This is a genomic window from Microbacterium sp. P5_E9 (assembly GCF_054049175.1).
In genome coordinates, this window is sequence record NZ_JBFUMV010000010.1 from 100,472 (window position 1) to 120,695 (window position 20,224).

A 20,224-nucleotide genomic window follows, 5' to 3' on the forward strand; every position below is an offset into this window, starting at 1 on the left:
TGGCGCGGACGGGAGCGCGCGCTGCGGGCGATGGGGCTCGACGTGTCGCTCTTGACCGCGCGGCGCTGGGATGCCGGCGGTGCGGAGGTGACGCTGTCTCGGGGCGAGGAAGCCCAGACGGTCCCGGTTGACACTTGGGGGCGGCACCCCGCGCTGTTCGTCTACGACCCCGTTCCGCTGTGGCGCGCGCTGCGCCAGACGTGGGATGTCGTCGACATCCACGAGGAGCCCTTCTCCCTGGCCGCAGCCGAGGTGCTGCTACTGAAGGCGCTCCGCCGAAATCGAGCTCCCTACGTCCTCTACACGGCGCAGAATCTGCTCAAGCGCTACCCGATCCCCTTCCGCTGGCTCGAACGGACCTCCCTTCGGCATGCCGCCGGCATCTCCGCCTGCAACACCGAAGCGGCGCTCATCGCCCAGTCGAAGGGATTTCCGGGGCGCGCGCGAGTGATTCCTCTCGGCGTCGAGGTCGGCGACGACACCGCACCCAGCACAGACAGCGCACCCGCGAAAGTCGACGACGCACAGATCATCGTGGGTTTCATCGGACGGCTGGTCCCCGAGAAGGGGATCGATGTGCTGATGGATGCCGTGGCACGCTCACCTCGATTGGCGCTGCGGATCGCCGGCGCGGGGCCGCTTGCCGAGACTCTTGCGGGGCGAGCGGCGGCACGCGGGATAGCGGAGCGGTTCCAGTTCGTGGGCACGGTCCAGCCGGAGTCGGTGGGCGAGTTCTATCGCGGAGTCGACGTGCTCGCCGTGCCGTCGCTGGCCACCAAACGGTGGACCGAGCAGTTCGGCCGGGTCGCGGTCGAAGCGATGGCGTACGGGACACCGGTGATCTCGAGCGACGCCGGATCGCTCCCCGATGTCGTGGGCGGGGCGGGAATCGTCGTGCCGCAAGGCGATGTCAGCGCGCTCGCCGAAGCGCTCGTCGAAGCGGGCAGCACCCGAGGAGATGAGCTTCGGATCTCCGGCTTCGCGCGTGCCGCGGAATGCTCGTGGGAGGCGGTCGGACGCCAATACATCGAGCTGTACCAGAGCACCGGGATTGCGGCATCCGCTGTTCGTGAACGTGGCGTCGAGGTCGTTGTCGTCGCCTTCGGCGCACCGAACCTGCTGCGCGAAGCCCTCGCGCCGATCGCCGGGATGCCGATCACGGTCGTAGACAATTCCTCGCTCCCCGAGATCGCGGAACTCTGCGCACAGGCAGGCGTGCGCTACATCGACTCCGGAGCGAACATCGGCTTCGGCTCTGCAGTGAACCTGGCACTCGCAGACCGACTCGTCGCCGACGCCGACGTGCTGCTGCTCAACCCTGACGCCCGGATCGCGCGGGACCAGGTCGGCCTGCTGCACCGCGCGCTGCGTTCGGTCCCAGATCTCGCGAGCGTCGGGCCCGAACAGGTGGACGAGCGCGGAGGCGTCGCGCAAGTCGAGTGGGTCTTCCCCTCCCCTGTGCACTCCTGGCTCGACGCCCTGGGACTGGGGTCTCTGAAGCGCGGCCCACGCTTCGTGATCGGCTCTATCCTCATGCTGCGGGCGGAGGCACTCGACCAGGTGGGCGGCTTCGACCAAGGATTCTTCCTCTACGCGGAGGAAACGGACTGGGCGTTCCGCGCGCACCTGCTCGGATGGCGCCACAGCGTCGTGGTCGGCGTCCGGGGTGTGCACATCGGCGCCGGCACCAGCAGCGACAACCGCCTGCGAGAAGCCCACTTCCACGCCTCTCAGGAACGCTACCTGCGGAAGCACTTCGGGTCGGCGGGGTGGCAGGTAGCACGAGCGGCCGCCTGGGCCGGGGCGATGGCGCGCGCAGTGCTGCTCCCGGGCGATCGTGGCCTGGGGGCGCGGCAGCGCGCTGCGCTCTACCGGCTCGGACCGGCGAAGGTCGAACAGCGCATCGCTGGACGAGCGCACTGATGCACATCGTGCAGATCGTCCCTTTCCTCCAGCCCGGCACTGGCGTGGGAGCGGTGGCGTGGAACCTCGACCGGGAACTGCGAGCGCTCGGCGCGACGGTCGAGGCATTCACGTTCGACACGGCGCGTGCGGGTCGCCCTTTTCACTACCCGACGACCGGGATCAAGGGCCGGCTTGCCCGGATGCGACGCATCGTCTGGTTCCGCTTCGCGGGCACGCGCCGCGCGCGGCAATACCTCGCCGCCCATCCCGACGCCATCTCGATCTGTCACAGCGAAGCGATCGCGGGAGATATCTTCGTCGACCACGGGAGCATGATCCAAGCCATGCGGGCAGCGGGTCACCCCCTGTGGCGCATCCTCTTGAATCCGATCCAGCCGCTGAGCTACCTGCACGAGCGTGCGCGGTTCCGTGGTGGCGTCCACCGCACCGTGGTCACCCTCACGGCTCATGGCGAAGCCGATCTCGTCCGCCTGTACGGGAGAGTCCGGCCACCTGTCGTCACGATCCCGAACGGCGTCGACACGGATCGGTTCAAGCCCGCCGCGGAGGACGAACGTGCGCGCTTGCGCGGCGAATACAGCCTCGACGCTGAGGACCGCGTGGCGCTCTTCATCGGCCACGATCTGCCCGGCAAGGGCATCCAGCACGCGATCGCGGCCCTTGTCCACGCCCCTACCGTCCTGCTGCTGGTCGTCGGTGGTGTGGCATCGACGGTCGCTTCGGCGAGGTCGCTTGCCGAAAGCCTGGGCGTCTCCGAGCGAGTCCTGTTCGTCGGACCTCGGCAGGATGTCGAGCGATTCTTGGCCATGTCGGACATGTTCGTCTTCCCCAGCGGGTACGACGCCTTTGGTCTCGTCGTGCTCGAGGCGCTCGCAAGCGGTCTTCCGGTCGTCGCGACGCGTGTCGGGTGCACACCGGATGTCGTGATCGACGGCGTCAACGGCTACCTCGTCATGCAGGATGCTGCGGAGATCGGCGACCGACTCGAGTCGGTCGCCGCGGGGGACCGCGCCGAGTGGGGTCGTCGGGCTCGCGCGAGCGTCGAGGACCGCACCTGGCGCCACGTCGCGCAACAGTACCTCGAACTCACGGAGCGGGTCGCAGCGAGCCGGGCTGCGGAGAGCGCGGCCGCATGACGCAGCCACTCCGCATCCTCCACGCCATCAGCTCCGATCGGTTCGCCGGCGTCGAGCAGTTCGTGCGACGCCTCGCCATTCGTCAGGCCCAAGACGGCCACCTCGTCGCGGTCTTCGGCGGAGCCGAAGAGCACATGGCGGATTCCCTGAGCGACGCGGGAGTGCAATGGGGACCCGCCGACTCGACACTCGCCGTCCTGAATGCTGTGCGGCGTCATCTCTCGACGTCAGACCTCATCAACAGCCACATGACCGCCGCGGACGTCGCCGCCGTGGCCGCTCGAGCGACATCCCGGCACAAGGTCTCGATCATCGCGACGCGACACTTCGCGCAGCAGCGGGGGACATTGGGTCCCGGCATCCTGTATCGCGTGCTCGAACGCCATATCGACGCCGAGATCGCCGTCAGCCGAACGGTCGCCGATCGGATCGGGGTTCCATCGACGGTCATCCACCCCGGGATCGAGCCCGGCTCCCTGCGAGACCCGTCAACCCGCCGCCCTACCGTTCTGGTCGCCCAGAGGCTGCAGGCTGAGAAGCACACCGACCTCGCCATCCGTGCGTTCGCGGCCTCGGGGATCTGGGAGCGGGGCTGGGATCTGCAGGTCGCGGGCACCGGTCCGGACCACGACTTCCTGCTGTCGCTCGCCAGGGAGCTGCATGTCGATGGTCACGTCCGATTCCTCGGGTTCCGGGGAGACTTGGAAAACCTCATGGGCGAGGCCGGAATGCTGTTCGCGAGCTCGCCGTTCGAGCACTTCGGGCTGACGGTCCTCGAAGCGATGGCCGCGGGGCTCCCTGTCGTGGCTGCGGCCGCTGCGGGCCACGTCGAGATGCTGCACGGGTTCGACGACCGTGCGCTGTTCGCGCCCCACGACGTCCAAGGAGCCGCTGAACGACTGCGGTCACTTGCCGCAGACTCACCGGGGCGCGCCGCGCTGGGCAGGGCCGAGCGCGCGCGACAGGTCGCCGAGTTCTCTCTGCGCAGCCAAGCCGACGCCACCGCATCCGTCTATCGTCGGGCCATCGAGATGAGGGGGCGCGGCAGGTGACAGATCTCGTCGTGGCTTCTCTCGAGCGATGGGATGCCGTGTGGCGGCGCAACCAGTACCTGCTTGACGGCCTTTTGCGCGCCGACGCGGACCTGCGTGTACTTTTCGTGGAGCCTGCGGCCGACCCGCTGCACGACCTGAGCGCCCGGCGCCGCCCGCAGATGGGGACGAGGGCGCGCCCGATCGGTGATTCCGGCCGCCTGTGGGCGCTTCGGCCGATCAAGCTCTTGCCGCGTCGACTTGATTCGCGCGCGGACCAGAGGATTGCCCACGAAGTAGTCGCGGCGGCACGCCGCCTGGGATTCACGGATCCGGTGCTATGGATCAACGACCCGGGGCTTGCCGGGCTCGTCGAGCTGACGGCGTGGCCGACCTTGTACGACATCACCGACGACTGGCTGGCGGCGGATCGCACGCCGACCGAGCTCGCACGACTGTCGCGAAACGAGCGTCTGCTGCTCGAATTGGCATCCGAGGTCGCCGTGTGCTCGCCGGAGTTGGTGAAGCGGAAGTCTCCGCAACGACCGGTGGAGCGGCATCCGATCGTGCTCGTTCCGAATGCGGTGGATGTCGCTTCGTACCGACGTCCTCGCGGACGACCCCGGGATCTGCCGAATGAGCGCACGGCGATGTACGCGGGTACGCTGCACGCTGATCGATTCGACGTCGAACTGACCGCGTTGAYGGCGCACGCGCTCGCAGGCGATGCAACAGTCGTGCTCGTGGGGCCGAACCTGCTCGAGGAGGATGCCGCGGCCGCGCTCGTCAGGGCGGGCGTGATGCTGCTCGGCCCACGTGCACCTGAGGAGCTCGTGGCGTACCTGCAGCATGCCGACGCGCTCATCGTGCCTCACGTGGTGGACGCCTTCACGGACAGCCTCGACCCGATCAAGCTCTACGAGTACCAGGCAGTCGGCCGGCCAGTCGTCTCCACCGCGGTCGCCGGCTTCCGCGATGCCGACGACGACCGCATCGTCATCGCGGATGCGGCTTCATTCGGCGAGGCGGTCCGGCACGCGGTCGCTTCGACAGAGGCATTCCCTGCCGGGGCGGATCGAGATGTTGCTGACTGGGGACTCCGCGTCGACGCGATGCGTGAGGTGCTGGAGCGGGTGCGCGGCAGCTCAGGTCTTTGAGTGCTCCCGGGTGGGGCGCTCGCCGTGCAGGCTCTCGTAGATGTCATCGACGAGGCGCATGACCCCGAGGTCCCCCGTGATCGGCCCGGCGGCGAGCATGCCGTCGGCGCCGAGCAGCACGGCCGTCGGCGTGCCCCAATCCTCGATCGAGGCCGCCACATAGTCCTCGACATCGTGGAGTGACTGCGGCTCCTCGCGCTCGGTCCAGGGGCTCAGGCCGGCGGGCTCCGCGAGGAGCAGCCGCACGTCGACCTCCGGCAGCAGTGCGCGGAACTCCGCGCGCTGATCGACGATGACCTCGCACGCTCCGCACATCGAAGAGACGGCGAGGAGAAGGATCGGCTTGCGTGCAGCCAGCGTGCGCAGGTTCACGACGGTCCCATCCGCCTGGGTGACCGGAACCGCGGGAGTGCGGGTGCGGACGTAATCGAGGTCGTCGTCTTCCTGCGAGCCGGCCAGAGCCAGGGTCGCAGGGGCCGGTGTGGTGTTCGTCGCCTCGGMCGCCCCATCGGGCCAGAGGACCAGCGCGGTCGTCACCCCGGTCACGGCGAGCGCGACCAGCCACGCGAGTTGCGGGATGCCGGCGGCCAGCGCACCGCCGAAGAGGGGCGTGGTCCAGATGACGGCGGCCGTCGCGATCGCGAGCAGCGTAAGCCAGACGTTGCGCACCAACGTCACCCTCGTGACGCGCTTGCGGGCGCCGAAGCAGGCGCAGGAGGTGTTCTCGGACCGAGCGACGACGCGCGCGACCAGAATCGTGTAGCCGACCATGAGCGCCACAGCGACGAGGGCGGCGAGGAGTCCGAGCCAGCCGCCGAGCAACGTCACCGCACCACCAAGCAGCAACTCGGCCCACGGGTGAACACGCCGCAGCCAGTCTTTGCGGAGGGCCGTGGGCACACCGAGCTCTCGCCATCCCTGGAGGTTATCTGGCGTTCGAAACTTCGCGACCCCACTCGCGATGAGTACGGCCGCAAGCACGAGGGGGATCGCGATGGAGAGAGCGACGGGCATACGCAGATGTTAACGCCGTGCCGGTCCGGGTGATGACGCAAAGAAGAACGCCCCGCCGAAGCGGGGCGTTCCTCATCGAGCGAGAGCGAGTATCAACGCGTCCAGAGCACGTCGCCGTCCTTCACGGTTCCACCGATCGCGGGTGCTACCGGCTCGGTCGTACCCGACGTACCTGCGGTCGTGGCCGTGAGGAATTGACCGGTGCTGAGCTGGACGACGTCGCCGACGTCATAATGGGTGCTCTTCGTCCACACCGGGATTACCCCGGCCACGTTGGCAAGCTTGACCTTGTCATACTTGGGGAACGTCGAGCACGATGCGCCGTTGATAGGGGGCGCCGCAGCGACGGTCTTAGTGACTGTTTGCACAACGCCACCGTTGATCGTGTACTTGATCTCAAGAGTGCCGTTCGAGCTGCTGGCGGCGTTCGACGTGAGCAACGCCCCGTTCGCGATACTTTCACCGGGAGCGAGGGTAATGGGGTTCGCATCGATCGTGGCCGGGTCCAACGGGTCTACGCCGAGGTTCACGAGAGCGGCTGAACCCAGGGATTCGCCGTTCAGCTTGATCGAAATGATGTTGATCACGATCGCGACCGTGCCGGTGTTTTTGATCTGGACCTGGAACGCGTAGCCCTTGTATGTGCTGTTCGAGTTGCCGGGCAACTTACAGCCGAGGCCGTTGAAGGTGAAGGCGACCTGCGACGCCGCATAAGCGGGAACTGCCGCAGAGACTGCGATGACGGGCACCGCCCAGGCCATGGCCTTGGTGACGGTCCGGCGGGAGACGCCGGTCGGCGCCTCGCTACCGATTGGTTCATTGAGCTCAGACACGACTTCCCCTCCGAAAGTTTGCTGTGGCGGGAAACGAGTAGACGCTTGGCTCGTCTTCCCCAATTCAAGCCGGTCGGACACCTGTCCGGGACAGCGTCAGCATAGCGCAGGTGACCGTGCCTTGAAAGCTGTGAAACAAGATCGACACATGCCGTCCATTACCGTACGGGGACCGTTCCGGTAGTCACCGACATGCGTGAACTAGGATCCCTAGACGACGTGTGCCCGACCCGGAGCTTTGGGGCGCAGAATCCGAGGGTAAGAGAATGTCGACCGCACCGCGCGAGCCGAGCACGATCGGACAGCTGCGACAGCTCCTGCGACTGGCCGGAGCGCACCCAGGGTGGTGGACGGCGGCGACGGTCGCGGCATCCATCATCCTGGGTCTTCTCGACATGCTGGGCGTAGCGGCGATGATTCCCCTGACACAGCTGCTGGCCGGAGTCGGCACCGATAGTGGTGCGCTCGCGGTGATCACCGACATCGTGGGAACGGATGATCCCACCACTCTGATTCCGATCGTGGCAAGTGCGATCGCGGTGCTGTTCGTCGGTAAGAGCGTGCTGGCGCTCCTCTTCCGATGGTGGCTGTTCGGGCAGACGACCCGGGTGGGCGCGTTGGTCTCGACCGCGTTGATGAGCCGGTATGTGCTCGCTCCGTACGCCCACCACCGCACACGTCGGCTGAGCGAGGTCTATAGAAACATCACCGCCGCCGTAGGACAGGCGGTCTCTGTGCTCCTCGCGGTGATCAGTATGTGCACGGACGTACTGATGCTCGTCGGAATAGTGGCCATCTTGGCGATCACCGCGCCCCTCGTCACTCTTCTCACCGTGGCAATGTTCGCCGGGTTCGTCTTCGGGCTCCAGCGGATGCTGCGGCACCGCCAGTCCCACCTCGGGGAGGAGCTGGCGGAGGCGGGTCTCGAGGCATGGCAATTCCTGATGCCGGCGCTCGATGGCTTTCGCGAGGCCCGGCTCACTTCGAGCGCATCGATGTTCGTCGACGGATTCCGCGCCTCGCGGCTGCGGGAGGCACGGGCGTCTCGTGAGGCGGGAATCCTCTCGGAGATCCCCCGCTACTCGCTCGAGATCCTGTTCGTGATCGCAATCGTCGGGATCTCGCTCTTCCTGTTCGCGAATGAGCCGGCTGGCACGGCGTTCACCGTCCTGGGCGTGTTCGCAGCCGCTGCGCTGCGAGCGCTGCCCACCCTCACACGCGTTTCGACGACCCTAGGCACCATTCGGGTGGGGCGCGTGGGTCTGGGCATCGTGCTGAATGTGGTCGCCGAGCTGGATGAGGGGGGCACCCATGAGGAGAGCCCCCGATCAGAAACGAAGTATGCGGGGGATATCACGCTCGACCATGTGGCGTTCCGCTACCCCGATGCCGCCGAATCCGTCTTCCAGGACCTGACTCTGACCATCCCCCGGAATCAGACGACCGCCTTCGTGGGATCCAGCGGGGCAGGCAAGAGCACCCTGCTCGACTTGATCCTCGGGTTGCAGGATCCGACATCAGGCGCGATCCTGTGCGGTGGTCGCTCGGTCTTCGACGACAAAGCGAGCTGGTACGCGTCTCTCGGTGTCGTCCCACAGGACGTGTTCCTTACGAACGACACAGTGCGCGCAAACATCGCGTTCGGCGTTGACCGCCGAAACGTGGACGATGCCCGCGTCCGGGATGTCGTCGAATTGGCGCAGCTCTCCGATGTGGTCGGCGAGCTCCCTGCCGGCCTTGACACCGTCGTCGGCGAACGGGGGGTTCGTCTCTCGGGCGGCCAACGACAGCGACTCGGTCTGGCACGTGCGCTCTACCGCCGACMTTCCGTGCTCGTACTCGACGAGGCGACGTCGGCCTTGGACAACGTGACCGAGCACGAGATCACCGAAACGTTGAGAGGGCTCAGCGGCAGCTTGACGATCCTCATCGTCGCGCATCGACTTTCGACCGTCAGACACGCCGACAACCTTGTGTTTCTCCAGGACGGCCGCGTCGAGGCTCAGGGAACCTTTGCCCTGCTTCGCGATCAGAACCTGGACTTTGCACGACTTGTCGAACTCGGCGACCTGCGTTGAGCGGCTCAGGAGTATCCGTCGATTGCGATCCATTGCGGGTCTAGCTGATTCGCGTCCGACCCCCGCGGCAGTCGACCATGGAATCKCGGCATGACGACGACGGGCGAGGCGTGCAGTACGCCTGACACGTATGCTCCCCAATACGAGAAGGTGGAGTTCGTGCCGATGATCCGGCTGGCACCGGCAACCGCCTTGAAATTCGACACAGGGTCGCGGTCCGCGAGATCCACGGTCTTGGAGGCCGCTTCCACCATCTCAAGAAGGTTATCGCGGCACCAGTCMGGATCATCCGACACGATCAACGTGCGGTCGACGGATCCCACCCTGGCGAGCGCGTCTTGCACGTATCCGAGTTGGTCGAACCCATACCGCTCGCGGTGTCCGGGGTCGCTGTAGTAATCCCCGCGTCGGACGTTGATCACCAGCATCCCGGAGTCCTCGGCGTGGATGTAGGGGGCGAGGCAATCGGAGATGAAAGCGTCCATCGTTGGCCGCGTGAAGTCGACGCCGAATCGCTGCTTCCACGAGGTTTCGGCGTCCCACTCCCTGCGATCGTGGAATCGAACGAGATCGCGGGAGACGGTGAGCCCTCGCAGAGCAGGGAACACGTCGAGCCAAACATCCATCCCCGGCGCCTCGAGCACGACAGTGCGTTCGCCGGCCAGGGTGCGTTGGTGCGCATCGAGCCACAGATACAGCCAGTTGCCGAACCGCAATCCTGCCGGAGGAGTCTTGATGAGCGTCCGGTCACCGCGCCTCATCGCGTCAAGTGTCGCCGTCGTGATCCGCTCGAATCGCCAAGCCAGATGCCGAGCAGCGCGAGCGGGGAATCGACGCGCGTCCATCGGCTCACTGTACTGCGAGCGGACACGACGCCTCGGCTACCGCGAGAGCAGCGCCCGCAACTCGCTCCCGGCGTCATCCACGCGAGCGGGCGGAGTCGGGGCCCACCGAGCCTGGCGAAGCATGGCGCCGGCACCCCAGGCGACGCCGATTGAGGTCACCCCGAACCGTCGAACCTTGCGCCACAGACCCGGTGCGTCCGCAACCGTGCCGTATTCGCGCCTGACCCACCGGCGAAGGCTGGGCGAGCGGATGCCCGCGTCGCGCGCTAGGAGCACCATGTGGTTCCGTCGCGCGTAGAGCTTGTAGCGCGTGTCGAACCTCTGACCCTTGATATGTGGTCCAGGGAGGTGGTCGACGACCGCATCCGGCACAAACACCGCCCTGCCGCCCGCACGCTTGACCCGCAGGAAGATGTCGGTGTCTTCCCGCATCGCGGTACCGGGGTAGTCGTCTCGGAAACCGCCGAGCAGAGCGAGCATCGAGCGGCGGAACGACATGTTCGCGCCGATGCCATGGTCGACATCGGTCACTCCACCCGGCAGGGAGGCAAAGCCTTCAGTGAGCGACCCATCCGGAAGCAGCCGACCCACCGGTTGCTCATACCAGTTCTCGCCCGGCTGGAGATTGCGGGTGCGCCCGGCGACCGCAGTCACCGTCACATCCGCGAACGCGTCGAGCAGCGCTCGCTGCCACGTGGCCGAGACGACGACATCGTCATCCAGGAAGCTGACGATCTCGCCCGTGACGTGGCGCAGTGCTTCGTTGCGCGATCGCGTCATCCATCCGGCCAGCGCCGGCGCATGCACGTAGAGCCCCGAGGGGAGCATCTCTTCGACCATCTCGGTCGAGGCTGTCGCCGAGGCATCTACGACGACCATCTCAGTATCGGGCGCTACGTTCGCCTGGAGCGACGCCAGGCACCGCCGCAGGAAGTCGCGTCGTTCGTACGTCACGATGCAGATGCTGTGGGTCGTCATGCGGTCCGTTCCGGGATCACTCGCATCCTCGCAGTCGGTTGGGTGGCACGAGATGCCCGATCGCGCCAGTCTAAACTGAATGAGCCCTGTCCTCCGGGGCATGCGGCAGCTTTGGGGTGAGCGTGGTGGGACGGCCGACGATCAGCGTGATCATGCCGACGAACCGGGGCGGGCCGTACCTCGCCGAGGCCGTAGCCTCTCTCCGGGCTCAGACCCTCGCGGTATCAGACATCCTTCTCGTCGACGACGGCTCGCCGACCCTAGGGCTCGAAGACGTCGCGCGAGAACTCGGGTTGCGGTACTACCGCCAGGAGCCGTCGGGGATCGCCGCTGCGCGTAATGCCGGCGTGCTGCGGGTCGATTCCGAGTGGGTTGCCTTCCTCGACGACGACGATCTGTGGCATCCAGACCGACTGCGCACCCAGGTGTCTGTGCTTGCCGGCGCCCCGGACGCAATCGCGTGCTTCACTGGCGGCGAGTACATAGATGCCGACGGTCGTCCGATCGGCGAGCCGTGGGGGGCGCCGCCTGCGTCGAACCACGACATGTTCTCCGGCCGCGTCGCGTCACCGCGGATCACGACGCTCCTTGTCCGACGCGACACCTACCTCGCCGTCGGCGGATGCCGGACACGGATGGAGCCTTCCGAAGACAACGACCTCATTGCGCGTCTCCTGCTGCAGGGTCAGTTCGTCGGCGTGGACCGAGCGCTCGTCTCTTATCGACGGCACGACTCCAATGTCACCGGTAGAAGCCTGGCGGGCCGCCGGGCAGGGATGCTGTCGATGCGCGAGATGCTGAGAACCGCGAAGCAGGACGGGAACACCGAGCGGATCGCACTGATGCGCGCTCGACGGCGGACAGTCGTGTCGATCTCCGCCGACCAGAATCTCGCGGACCTGATCACCGCCGTTCGAGACGGCGAGGTGGGCTACGCGGCGCGGGTCGCCGCTTGGGGCATCTTCACCCTGCCCGTTGCGTCGCTCCATGCCGTCCGTCAACGCCGAGAGAGGCGTCGCATAGAGACTTGATCAACCCCGCACCACGGGAGCCGAATTGGCCCACCGCGGCCCGGCGCCTTTCGGTAGGCGCTTGAGCAAGTAGTACTCCAAGCGGTAGAGCGCTCGCATCCGCTCGTACTCGAACCTCGTAGACCCGACCCTGCCGAGGACGCCTCCGGGAACGTCGTGCGTCTTGTAATGGAGGGTAGTGAGCGTCGCTCTGGGCCTGCGCGTCGCGCGCTGGTTGGCCTCCACCCGATATTCGAATGTGGTCGGGTGCGGGGCATGTCGAGCCGCCGCCATCGGGGCGAAACGCTTGTAGATCTTGCCGATGAGGTCGGCGCGACGCAGCAGGAAGAGCTGGTCACTGAACCCCCAGTTGACGCTGTAGTCCCCGATTCTGCCGACCTCTTCGGCCTCGTAGCCCGACCAGTCGGACGTGAAGCCGGGCCACGCGAGGGAAGTGTGAAAGAGCCGGGGGTTGCTCTCGAGGAGTTCGATGCCCGGATCCACCCAGTTCGCCGGGATCTCAAGCTCGGTCTCGGCGTCCCAGCCAAGGAGCCACTCGGACTCGCATATGTGCGGCATTACGAGCCCGTAGTCCAGCAGATATGGGTGCCGACGAAGCGTCCGACTGGTGAGCCCTGTCCGCTCCAGCACGGGCCCGATGTGATCCGCCACGAATGCGTAGCGCGTGATCTCGCCGCGGCTGAGAAGCACTTCGGCGCGGGATCGAGCGTCGGACTCGTCGTCGACGTTGTTCACGAGCGCGACGACCTCATCGAACTGCCGCAGATTCGAGTCGACGACCTTGGGGAAGAACCCGGGCGCAAGAACGGACCGATACGTCCGCTCATACGTGTTCACCACGAGGGCGACTCCCACGGTTCCTTCCTTCCTGCAGGGCTCATCATTCGGGGAGGCAATGGTAACAGCGTGCGTCGTCCCTGATTTCCTGGCGTCGCACGCCGTGGTCCGGCGCCGGCCTCGCGCCGCGACTCAGCGTCGACGGGCACGGTAGACGCGCTCGTATTGGTCGGCGACGCGTTCGAGATCGAAGACTGCGGCCCGCTCGAGCGAGCGTGTACGCCAGCGCTCGCGCTCGTCGGGGTCTCGCAGAAGCCGGACGATCGGGGCATCGATGTCGTCGATTGTCGAGAGGATGCCGAACCTGCCGGCATCCGTCACGTATCGCGCTCCGTGATTCGGCGTCGCCACCACGGGGAGCCCGGCAGCCATCGCCTCCGCGTAGGGAATGCCGAATCCCTCGTAGCTAGAAGGAAGGCAGAAGACCCACGCGCGCCGATACTCGTCGGCGAGCGCCTTGTCGTCCAGCCGGCCGAGGACGACGACGCCGTCGGGAAGTGCGGCAGGGGCATCCTGCGTGACCATCCTGAGTCGGGCGCCTGGGACGCGGGCGCGCACCCGCTCTGTGAAAATCGACGCCAACTCTGCGCCGCGTTTGCGACCGTGCCACGTCCCGACGAACAGAACCGTGGGGTCCGCGTGCTTCGGCTGTGGCGGGTCTGGTGCGAATCGATGTCTGTCGACGCCGTTAGGTATGACCGTCTTGACCCAGGGGGTCCACCGGCGCGTCTGCGGCGAGATCAGAACCGTCCGGTCAGCCACCAGGCTTGCGAGAACCTCGGTGAAGCCAAGGAGGATCATCCTCGCCTTCTCCTTGAGTCCCCGGATGTGGATGGCCTCTTCGAAGCACGACCCATGAAGTGTGCGGACGTGCATGGGTACCCTACGGCGCCACATCCAGTAGTCCTCGCCGTGTGCGTGCAGAACGTCATACGACGAGAGGTCGCGGCGGCGCATCTCGAAAGCGAAGCGGAAGGTGCGCAGCGAGCCCGAGAGAGGCACATGCACGTGGTTGTAAAGGGCTCCCGCGACGGGCCCGCACGGGCTGAAGACATCGACCTGATGACCGCGCCGCGCCAGCTCGTCAGCCAGCGCATCGACCTGATACCCCACCCCGATCTTGCTCTCGCTGGGCAGGTAGTACGAGATCATCGCGATGCGAAGGGGCGGCATCGGGCTCGAGCTGCTCACGGCGAAAGACCCGATCGCAGGGCATCGCCCCAGCCGTGCCCATGCCGCAAGTCCGGCTCGAGATGGTTCCCCTCCGCCCACTCGTTCCAGGATTTGACCCAGAGCAGCCGCTCCTCGAGGGAACGATCGGCGAGCTGCGCAACGGCACCGCGGACGTTCCGCTCGAAGCCATCGGGCGACGCACCGGTGACGGCAAGACCCCGGCGACCGGCCCGGGGGGTGTTGTCCCAGTTCGGGTACACGCAGGGCTGGATGCCTCGCCCACGCGCGTAGGAGTCGACGATGGAGTCCGAGTACGGCCATACCTCGGGGCCGCCGAACACCTTGCGACGCGCTCGCATCTTGAGCGTGGTCCACCTCGTGATCTCAGCGGGAAGCCGCATGTACACCCCGGCGTCGAAGCCATCCGCCTCCACGCGGGTGTATCGCGACCCGCGGCCAAGCAGGTCGCTGATCTCGGCCACGAGGTAGAGTCCGTCGAGCCCCGCCCGGCGCGCCATGTCCTGCCATCGGTCTACGAAGGCGGCCGCGTCGGGCAGCTCCTCGGGTCGGAAGATATAGAAGACCGGCTTGCCGTGCACCCGGAGATAACGCTCATCGCGGAACGCCGGCAGGATGCTCTCGAAGTGCGCCTGATCGTCTTCGGGGCCAGGGTAGGTCTGTTCCTTAAGCACCCGGTCCGGCGCGCCGTGCCACGTGCCGGTCCAGGACTGGTTCGCCCAGGCGAGCGCGAACCCGACGTCGGGTTCGCCGCTGGTGAGCACCTCCCGAAATGGACGCTCCAGGATGCGGTCGCCGCCGCCGAACCAGTAGTGCCAGTACACGAACGCCTCAACGCCATAGCGGCGGGCGAGTTCCGCCTGCGCGTGCCGTGTTTCGGGAACGCGCAGGTCGTAGAAACCGAGATCCGCGGGAAGCGTCGGCTGCCGGTGGCCGCGGAAGAGCGGCCGCGCACGCGCAACGTTGGTCCATTCCGTGAAGCCCGGACCCCACCATTCGTCGTTCTCCGGGATCGGGAAGTACTGCGGAAGGTAGAAGGCGACTGCGCGGGCGGCGAGGGGCTTGGGGGTCATCTCCAGCTCGAAGTTCTCGTGTGCTCGGGACGGCGGAAGGTGAATCGGAGGGACGTCCGGCGCCTCGCCGGCCCCTTTCATGCTAGTCGGCGTCGTCTGATCCTCTGCGGTCCGACCAGGTCCGCAATCGCGATCTCAGCCTGACGCGCGACTTGAGCCTTGCTAAGCGTTCGGAGGGACGACTCCAGTTTCGCGCGTAAGCATCGAGCGCGCGTCTGCAGTACGCGAGAACGTCCGGCTGACGATCTGCGATCACATCCGCTGCGATTTCGTGAAGGAGGAACGAGTACTGGCTGTCTCGCGACTGGAAAAGGTGGAACACGCCCCCGCGATAGAAGGTGCCGAAGCCGAAGAGGCCCTCTGCGCCGAGGCGCCACTGCGGAACTGCCGTTGCCCAGGGCTCCAAGTACTCGACGTGGACGCCCTCACGTACGGCCGTGTCATGAACGTCCTGTGCGGGGTCGCTGGTCGGTGACGAGGAGAAACTCGGCTGCCCAATCCTGTCCCACGTGGAGCGAGCCACCGCCAGGAACATCGGGCCAGTGTAGATGCGATCGGAGTCGACGTGTGCGCTTGCTTGGGCACAGCCGAGGATGCCGCCCCCTTCCGCCACGGCGAATGCCCGATCGATGATCGCTGAGTTCAAGGGTATGCAGTCGATGTCGACGAAGAGCGCGCTGTCATCTACTCCCAGACTGCGCATGCGCTCGTCGAGAAAGCGTCCGTGGGGGAGTCCGGTTGACTCGACCTGCTCAATGCCATATCCGAGATGCCGGAATACCTCGGCCTGCTCACGCACGATTGCAGGGTCGATGTTGTCCCAGTGCAACGACATGATGCGGCGATGTCGCACGATTCCTCCAGGTTGAGAGCGACCGCAGCGCCGACCTTTGGACCGGCAGATTTCCACGTTCTGCGATTCCGCTGGGTGGCCACCTTGTCTGATGATAGATGGCTTCGTGKGTGCTCAACGGCGGCGGCTCGACCCGGTCCGAGCTCCCACGGCTTGCGAACCGCAAGTTGCCGACGCTGCTGGTCCTCGCGCTCCATGCCACGACCCCGGGAACTGCGCCGACGAGCATCGCGATGTCGCGGCGGTTGAACGCGACGACCGGATCGGCACTCTCTTGATCCGTGGGGCTGTCGTACTCGCGAGGACGCTCCACTTTCACGCCGGGCGCCAGTCGTTTCCGATCCACCTCATACACCTGCCCAGGATCCAACTGGTGACAGGAGTCGTATTCAAAACCCTGGACGGCGCCCTGGACGCAGTTCGTGGCGCTAACGGTCGCCGCTGTCGCCGCGATCGCAGGCGGCAAACTGCTTCATCGCCTCGTGGAGGTCCCCGCGATCACGTGGTCACGCTGCCTTCGTCGGGCAACGTAGCCGGCGTAGGGCAAATGCCTGGGCAACTGATCTGGCGAAGGCTCCACCGTGGTCGCCCAGGGTCTTGAGCCACGACATTGGTGGGATACTCCTGTGATGTCGCCTCACATCTCTGTCGCCCTCGTGACTTTTAACGGAGAGCGATTCATCGAGGAGCAGCTTGCCTCGATCATGAGGCAGTGTCCTGTCCCCTACGAGGTGGTGATCGCCGACGACGGGTCGTCGGACCGAACGCGAGAAGTGGTGGAATCGGTTATAGCCGGGGCGCCGTTTCGTACGCGCATCGTCGGCGGCGACCATGTTGGGCTTCGCCGCAACGTGGAGCGCGCTGTGCAGGCCTGCAACGGTTCGGTCATCGCACTATCGGATCAGGACGACATCTGGCTTCCAGGACGGCTCGCGGCGATCGAGCTCGCCTTCCATGACCCCGCGGTGAAGCTGTGGTTCTCGGACGCCGATCTCATCGATGAGCAGGGCAGTCMCCTTGGTGCTCGACTCTGGGACAAGGTCACATTGCCGCCGGAGGCGCAACGTGCGATAACCGACGGGTTCGGAGTCCGACGGCTGCTTCACGGCATGACGGTGACAGGCGCCACCATGGCGTTCCGGGCATCCGTACGTTCCCTCGCCCTCCCTCTTCCCGCAGAGCTGGATCAGCCCGACCTCTTCCTACACGACGGCTGGATCGCGGTGCTCGCTGCCCTGACCGGACGCGTGGTGACCGATCCGCGGGTGTTCACGCAGTACCGGCAGCACGAACAGCAGTTCACGTCCATGAGGGTCGCGTCGCAGACAACGACGCCCTCACGAAGCAGAGGGGCACTCGCCACGCGTCACGGGATCGAACGCGAGAATACGCGGGTGCACCTGGTGCTCCAGCGGCTTGTAGAGCGGGGCGCATTGAATTCCTGCTCCGACGCGGATCAGCGGCTGCTGATCGAGCTTGAGGACCTCCTCCGGCGGCGCGCTGCGCCCACCGGGACACGGCGGATCAGCGGAATCTTCTCGGCGTTCCGGGCTGGCCAATATGATCGGTACGCCCGTGGGTGGCGCACTGCGCTGGCGGACCTGCTCTACCCGCGGCGCTGAAACCGGACTCAGCCTCGTCCTCGCGGAAGGCGGTGTAGGACGGTTCTCAACCACGGCAACCGAGCAGCAACATGCGCGCGAACCCGCTCGCGGCGCCGCCCCGAAGGGGGGTACAGCAATCGTGCGAGAGCACCTACCGCGTTGCGGAAGCTGCGATCGCGGTATTCGGGCGCGCTGAGCAACTCCCCAAACAGGTGATCGTGCAGCTTTCCATCCAGGTGGCCTCCGAGGCCCTCCGCTACGGGAATCACTCCTCCACCGAGCCGAAGCGCGACGGCCGAGGAGAGGAACGGCATGCCCAGGCGGGTGGACCTGGATGTGGCGCTGGTGTGCACTCGATAGAAGACCGTGGGCTGGTTGACGGAAGGGATCGGCGCCAGGCGCGCGACATTGACGAGAAGCCAGTAGTCATCCATCGCGGGGGCATGGGGAGCGAAACCGCCCGCAAGGCGCAGCAGAGCAGGATCCGACACAAAGCTCGTGGTCACCGAGATCGGTCCCCGCAGCATGGTGCGCACGTCGTTGAACTGAACCTCACCGCTGCCTGTTGCATCCACGCCGTCGACGAGCGCAGCCAAGGCACCAGCGCTGGGCACCCGAATGCTCGCCCAGCCGCCGGCGAGCTCATCCATGGCGCGAAGGCCGTCACCGTCCTCGAGAGTCGAGAATGCCACCTCGCGGACGAAGACAATAGGAATACCGGGATTCTGGTCGAGCCACGCCATCGTCCGATGGAGATGCTCTGGATGCCACAGATCATCCTGATCGAGGAATGCCACCCACTCGCATGTCACGAGGCTCAGCCCGTGGTTGCGTGCGACCGCGACCCCTCGATTGGGCTGAGTGACCACGGTTGCTTGGATAGGGTGCGACCGAGCAATGTCCGCCCCATCGTCGGTCGATCCATCATCGATCACGATCACCTGTGTCACAGGAAATGACTGATTTTGGATCGACGTCAAAGTCTCAGCGATGTGCGCCACGCCGTTGTAAAGGGGCACGACCACCGAGACCGTGCGTCGCGAGATCGGCGAGCCGGAACTCATCCCGCCCGCCTCAGCTGCGACGTCCGCGTTGACTGGGGACGGTTCCCTCCGAGGGAGTTGCTTCGGCCGGGTCAGCATCGCCGAATACCTTGCCGAGATCGAACGCCTCCTCAACGACCGGGCCCGAAGCAGCGGCACGACCGGGCGTGACGTGCTCCCGACGGTAGCCGTAGGAGTATGTCGAGGAATCCACGCTCTTGATCGGTGCCTTGTTGAGCACCACCCCAAGCGCTCTTCCCCCCGCTTTGGTGATGGTGTTGAGCGACTTCTCCAGCAGTTCGTATGTGGTCTTCCCCAGACTCACGACCACGAGGGCGCCATCGGCCTGATGGGTCAACACCGCACCATCAGTGACCGGAAGAAGGGGCGGGGCGTCGATGATCACCGTGGCATGCGCGGCCAGGTCGTCGATGAGCTTTCGCATCCGTTCGGAGCCAAGCACCTCGCTCGGGTTGGGCGGAGTGCTTCCGGCCGTCAAGATGAACAGGTTGTCGTAGCGGGCGGTCCGCTGCAGGACGTCCGCGATCCCCGCGCGCCCTGACAGAACATCGCTAAGCCCGGCGCCGCCGGGAAGTCCCATCGTCTTGGCCACCGTCGAACGTCGCAGGTCGCCATCGATCAGCACCACCGGTCTGCCAGCGGCCGCCAGTGTCGCTGCGAGATTGCAGGCGATCGTCGACTTTCCGTCGCTGGGTACCGGACTCGTGACCACGATTGTTCGGGGGGGATTGTCGACGTCCATGAACTGAAGGTTCGTGCGGAGGGAGCGCAGCGCCTCCGCGACGGCAAACCGATCACTGGACTCGGAGAGGGTCGTGGCATCGAAAAGTCGGGTGTCTCCCATGTCGGCGAGCGGGATGGTTCCGACGACGGGGATCCCGGTGCGAGATTCGACGTCGTCGGCATTGCGGATGCGGCGATCGGACGCGGTTCGCATCAGAGCGAACGCGATGCCCACGCCGAGTCCGAGGACACCGCCGACTATCAGGGAAGTTTGAAGATCTGGGAACAGCGGCGTACTGGGCAGAACAGCGGATTCCTTGACCGAGATGGTCACCGGGGCGGAACCCGGGGTCTTGTCTCCCTCCGTCTGATCGATCGCTGTTGACAACGACGTCAGCCACGCCTCAGCGAGGGCGGCGGCCTCCTCCGGCGTCTCGGCTGTCGCAGTCACACGAATCATGTTGGTCTGTGCCGGGTTTTCCAGCGTGACGCGAGTGACGACCTGATTGGCGCTCGCATCCAGCCCCAGCGCTGCGATCGCGCCGTCAGCGACGACCTTCCACGTGCCCATCTCCATGTAGGTGGGGATTTTCGAGGCGGCATAGCCGTCGTATTGGGGTCCGAGCACCAGGTTCTGATCCTGGTTCTCAGCATCGGTTTCGGCGAGCGACTTGGTCTGAACGAGGCCGATGGCGGTGGCTTGGTACACCGGCGTCTGAAGMAGATACCAACCGAAGGCGGCAGCGAGGCCGACGAGGGTCATCAGGAGAATGGCGAGCCAATGTCGTCGCAGGCCGCGAAGATATTCCCGCACCTCCATGGGCCCTCCAGATGTTGTCAATCAACTGAC

General features: G+C 66.0%; 17 protein-coding genes. 7 read left to right on the forward strand and 10 right to left on the reverse strand.

All coding sequences use genetic code 11. The annotated features are described in order from the left end of the window. Positions 1–21: 21 nt before the first annotated feature. Genes ACXJ3V_RS13450 through ACXJ3V_RS13465 form a run of 4 tightly spaced genes read left to right on the forward strand, consistent with a single transcriptional unit; the run spans position 22 to position 5,250 of the window. Complete coding sequence (locus ACXJ3V_RS13450) at positions 22–1,923, forward strand: glycosyltransferase (protein ID WP_457100858.1); 1,902 nt, start codon at positions 22–24, stop codon at positions 1,921–1,923. Beyond that, positions 1,923–3,062, forward strand: coding sequence for a glycosyltransferase family 4 protein (locus ACXJ3V_RS13455; RefSeq protein WP_457100820.1), 1,140 nt, complete (start codon positions 1,923–1,925; stop codon positions 3,060–3,062). Before ACXJ3V_RS13450 ends, ACXJ3V_RS13455 begins: the two co-directional genes overlap by 1 nt. Beyond that, on the forward strand, positions 3,059–4,114 hold the full coding sequence (locus ACXJ3V_RS13460) for a glycosyltransferase family 4 protein (protein WP_457100821.1): 1,056 nt from the start codon (positions 3,059–3,061) through the stop codon (positions 4,112–4,114). The genes ACXJ3V_RS13455 and ACXJ3V_RS13460 overlap by 4 nt, the downstream gene beginning before the upstream one ends. Beyond that, entirely contained in the window at positions 4,111–5,250 is a 1,140-nt protein-coding gene (locus ACXJ3V_RS13465) for a glycosyltransferase (protein WP_457100822.1), read from the forward strand. The genes ACXJ3V_RS13460 and ACXJ3V_RS13465 overlap by 4 nt, the downstream gene beginning before the upstream one ends. Here ACXJ3V_RS13465 and ACXJ3V_RS13470 read toward each other — a convergent pair. Beyond that, the gene (locus ACXJ3V_RS13470; RefSeq protein WP_457100823.1) at positions 5,239–6,264 is read right to left on the reverse strand and encodes a MauE/DoxX family redox-associated membrane protein; all 1,026 of its coding nucleotides are present in this window, start codon (positions 6,262–6,264) and stop codon (positions 5,239–5,241) included. The genes ACXJ3V_RS13465 and ACXJ3V_RS13470 overlap by 12 nt on opposite strands. Positions 6,265–6,356: 92 nt before the next feature. Continuing rightward, positions 6,357–7,097: a hypothetical protein gene (locus ACXJ3V_RS13475; protein ID WP_457100824.1), complete on the reverse strand. Its 741-nt coding sequence runs from the start codon at positions 7,095–7,097 to the stop codon at positions 6,357–6,359. A 266-nt stretch (positions 7,098–7,363) separates the two neighbouring features. On the opposite strand from ACXJ3V_RS13475, the gene ACXJ3V_RS13480 reads away from it, so the two are divergent. Continuing rightward, positions 7,364–9,175, forward strand: a complete 1,812-nt coding sequence (locus ACXJ3V_RS13480) for an ABC transporter ATP-binding protein (protein WP_457100825.1) — start codon at positions 7,364–7,366, stop codon at positions 9,173–9,175. A 5-nt stretch (positions 9,176–9,180) separates the two neighbouring features. Here the strand turns inward: ACXJ3V_RS13480 and ACXJ3V_RS13485 are convergent, their stop codons facing one another. Both ACXJ3V_RS13485 and ACXJ3V_RS13490 read right to left on the reverse strand, forming a co-directional pair. Next, positions 9,181–10,020 carry an alpha-1,2-fucosyltransferase gene (locus ACXJ3V_RS13485; protein ID WP_457100826.1) on the reverse strand — a complete coding sequence of 280 codons (840 nt, stop codon included), beginning with the start codon at positions 10,018–10,020 and terminating at the stop codon, positions 9,181–9,183. A 36-nt stretch (positions 10,021–10,056) separates the two neighbouring features. Continuing rightward, a complete protein-coding gene (locus tag ACXJ3V_RS13490; protein WP_457100827.1) occupies positions 10,057–10,974 on the reverse strand; it encodes a glycosyltransferase family 2 protein in 918 nt (305 codons plus the stop codon). Positions 10,975–11,144: 170 nt separating this feature from the next. Between ACXJ3V_RS13490 and ACXJ3V_RS13495 the strand changes: the two genes are divergently transcribed. Further along, positions 11,145–12,029, forward strand: coding sequence for a glycosyltransferase family 2 protein (locus tag ACXJ3V_RS13495; RefSeq protein ID WP_457100859.1), 885 nt, complete (start codon positions 11,145–11,147; stop codon positions 12,027–12,029). On the opposite strand, the gene ACXJ3V_RS13500 is transcribed toward ACXJ3V_RS13495, so the two are convergent. From ACXJ3V_RS13500 to ACXJ3V_RS13515, 4 genes are all read right to left on the reverse strand, one after another. Then, complete coding sequence (locus ACXJ3V_RS13500) at positions 12,030–12,884, reverse strand: hypothetical protein (protein ID WP_457100828.1); 855 nt, start codon at positions 12,882–12,884, stop codon at positions 12,030–12,032. It abuts the gene before it with no gap. 114 nt (positions 12,885–12,998) lie between these two features. Beyond that, the gene (locus tag ACXJ3V_RS13505) at positions 12,999–14,057 is read right to left on the reverse strand and encodes a glycosyltransferase family 4 protein (protein WP_457100829.1); all 1,059 of its coding nucleotides are present in this window, start codon (positions 14,055–14,057) and stop codon (positions 12,999–13,001) included. Continuing rightward, positions 14,054–15,130 (reverse strand): glycosyltransferase WbsX family protein, encoded by a 1,077-nt coding sequence (locus ACXJ3V_RS13510; RefSeq protein ID WP_457100830.1) that lies wholly within the window; start codon positions 15,128–15,130, stop codon positions 14,054–14,056. Before ACXJ3V_RS13510 ends, ACXJ3V_RS13505 begins: the two co-directional genes overlap by 4 nt. Positions 15,131–15,212: 82 nt before the next feature. Then, a complete protein-coding gene (locus ACXJ3V_RS13515) occupies positions 15,213–15,965 on the reverse strand; it encodes a hypothetical protein (RefSeq protein WP_457100831.1) in 753 nt (250 codons plus the stop codon). Between the two features lie 599 nt (positions 15,966–16,564). Here ACXJ3V_RS13515 and ACXJ3V_RS13520 point away from each other — a divergent pair. Next, positions 16,565–17,605, forward strand: coding sequence for a glycosyltransferase (locus ACXJ3V_RS13520; protein ID WP_457100832.1), 1,041 nt, complete (start codon positions 16,565–16,567; stop codon positions 17,603–17,605). An 8-nt stretch (positions 17,606–17,613) separates the two neighbouring features. Here the strand turns inward: ACXJ3V_RS13520 and ACXJ3V_RS13525 are convergent, their stop codons facing one another. Then, positions 17,614–18,651 carry a glycosyltransferase family 2 protein gene (locus ACXJ3V_RS13525; protein ID WP_457100833.1) on the reverse strand — a complete coding sequence of 346 codons (1,038 nt, stop codon included), beginning with the start codon at positions 18,649–18,651 and terminating at the stop codon, positions 17,614–17,616. A gap of 10 nt (positions 18,652–18,661) precedes the next feature. Then, positions 18,662–20,194, reverse strand: coding sequence for a polysaccharide biosynthesis tyrosine autokinase (locus tag ACXJ3V_RS13530; protein WP_457100834.1), 1,533 nt, complete (start codon positions 20,192–20,194; stop codon positions 18,662–18,664). Positions 20,195–20,224 lie beyond the last annotated feature (30 nt).

Bases quoted from the DNA above. Each gene is read 5' to 3' on its own strand.
- ACXJ3V_RS13455 (WP_457100820.1), top strand. From the start codon at position 1,923: ATGCACATCGTGCAGATCGTCCCTTTCCTCCAGCCCGGCACTGGCGTG.
- ACXJ3V_RS13515 (WP_457100831.1), bottom strand. From the start codon at position 15,965: ATGTCGTTGCACTGGGACAACATCGACCCTGCAATCGTGCGTGAGCAG.
- ACXJ3V_RS13525 (WP_457100833.1), bottom strand. From the start codon at position 18,651: ATGAGTTCCGGCTCGCCGATCTCGCGACGCACGGTCTCGGTGGTCGTG.
- ACXJ3V_RS13460 (WP_457100821.1), top strand. From the start codon at position 3,059: ATGACGCAGCCACTCCGCATCCTCCACGCCATCAGCTCCGATCGGTTC.
- ACXJ3V_RS13510 (WP_457100830.1), bottom strand. From the start codon at position 15,130: ATGACCCCCAAGCCCCTCGCCGCCCGCGCAGTCGCCTTCTACCTTCCG.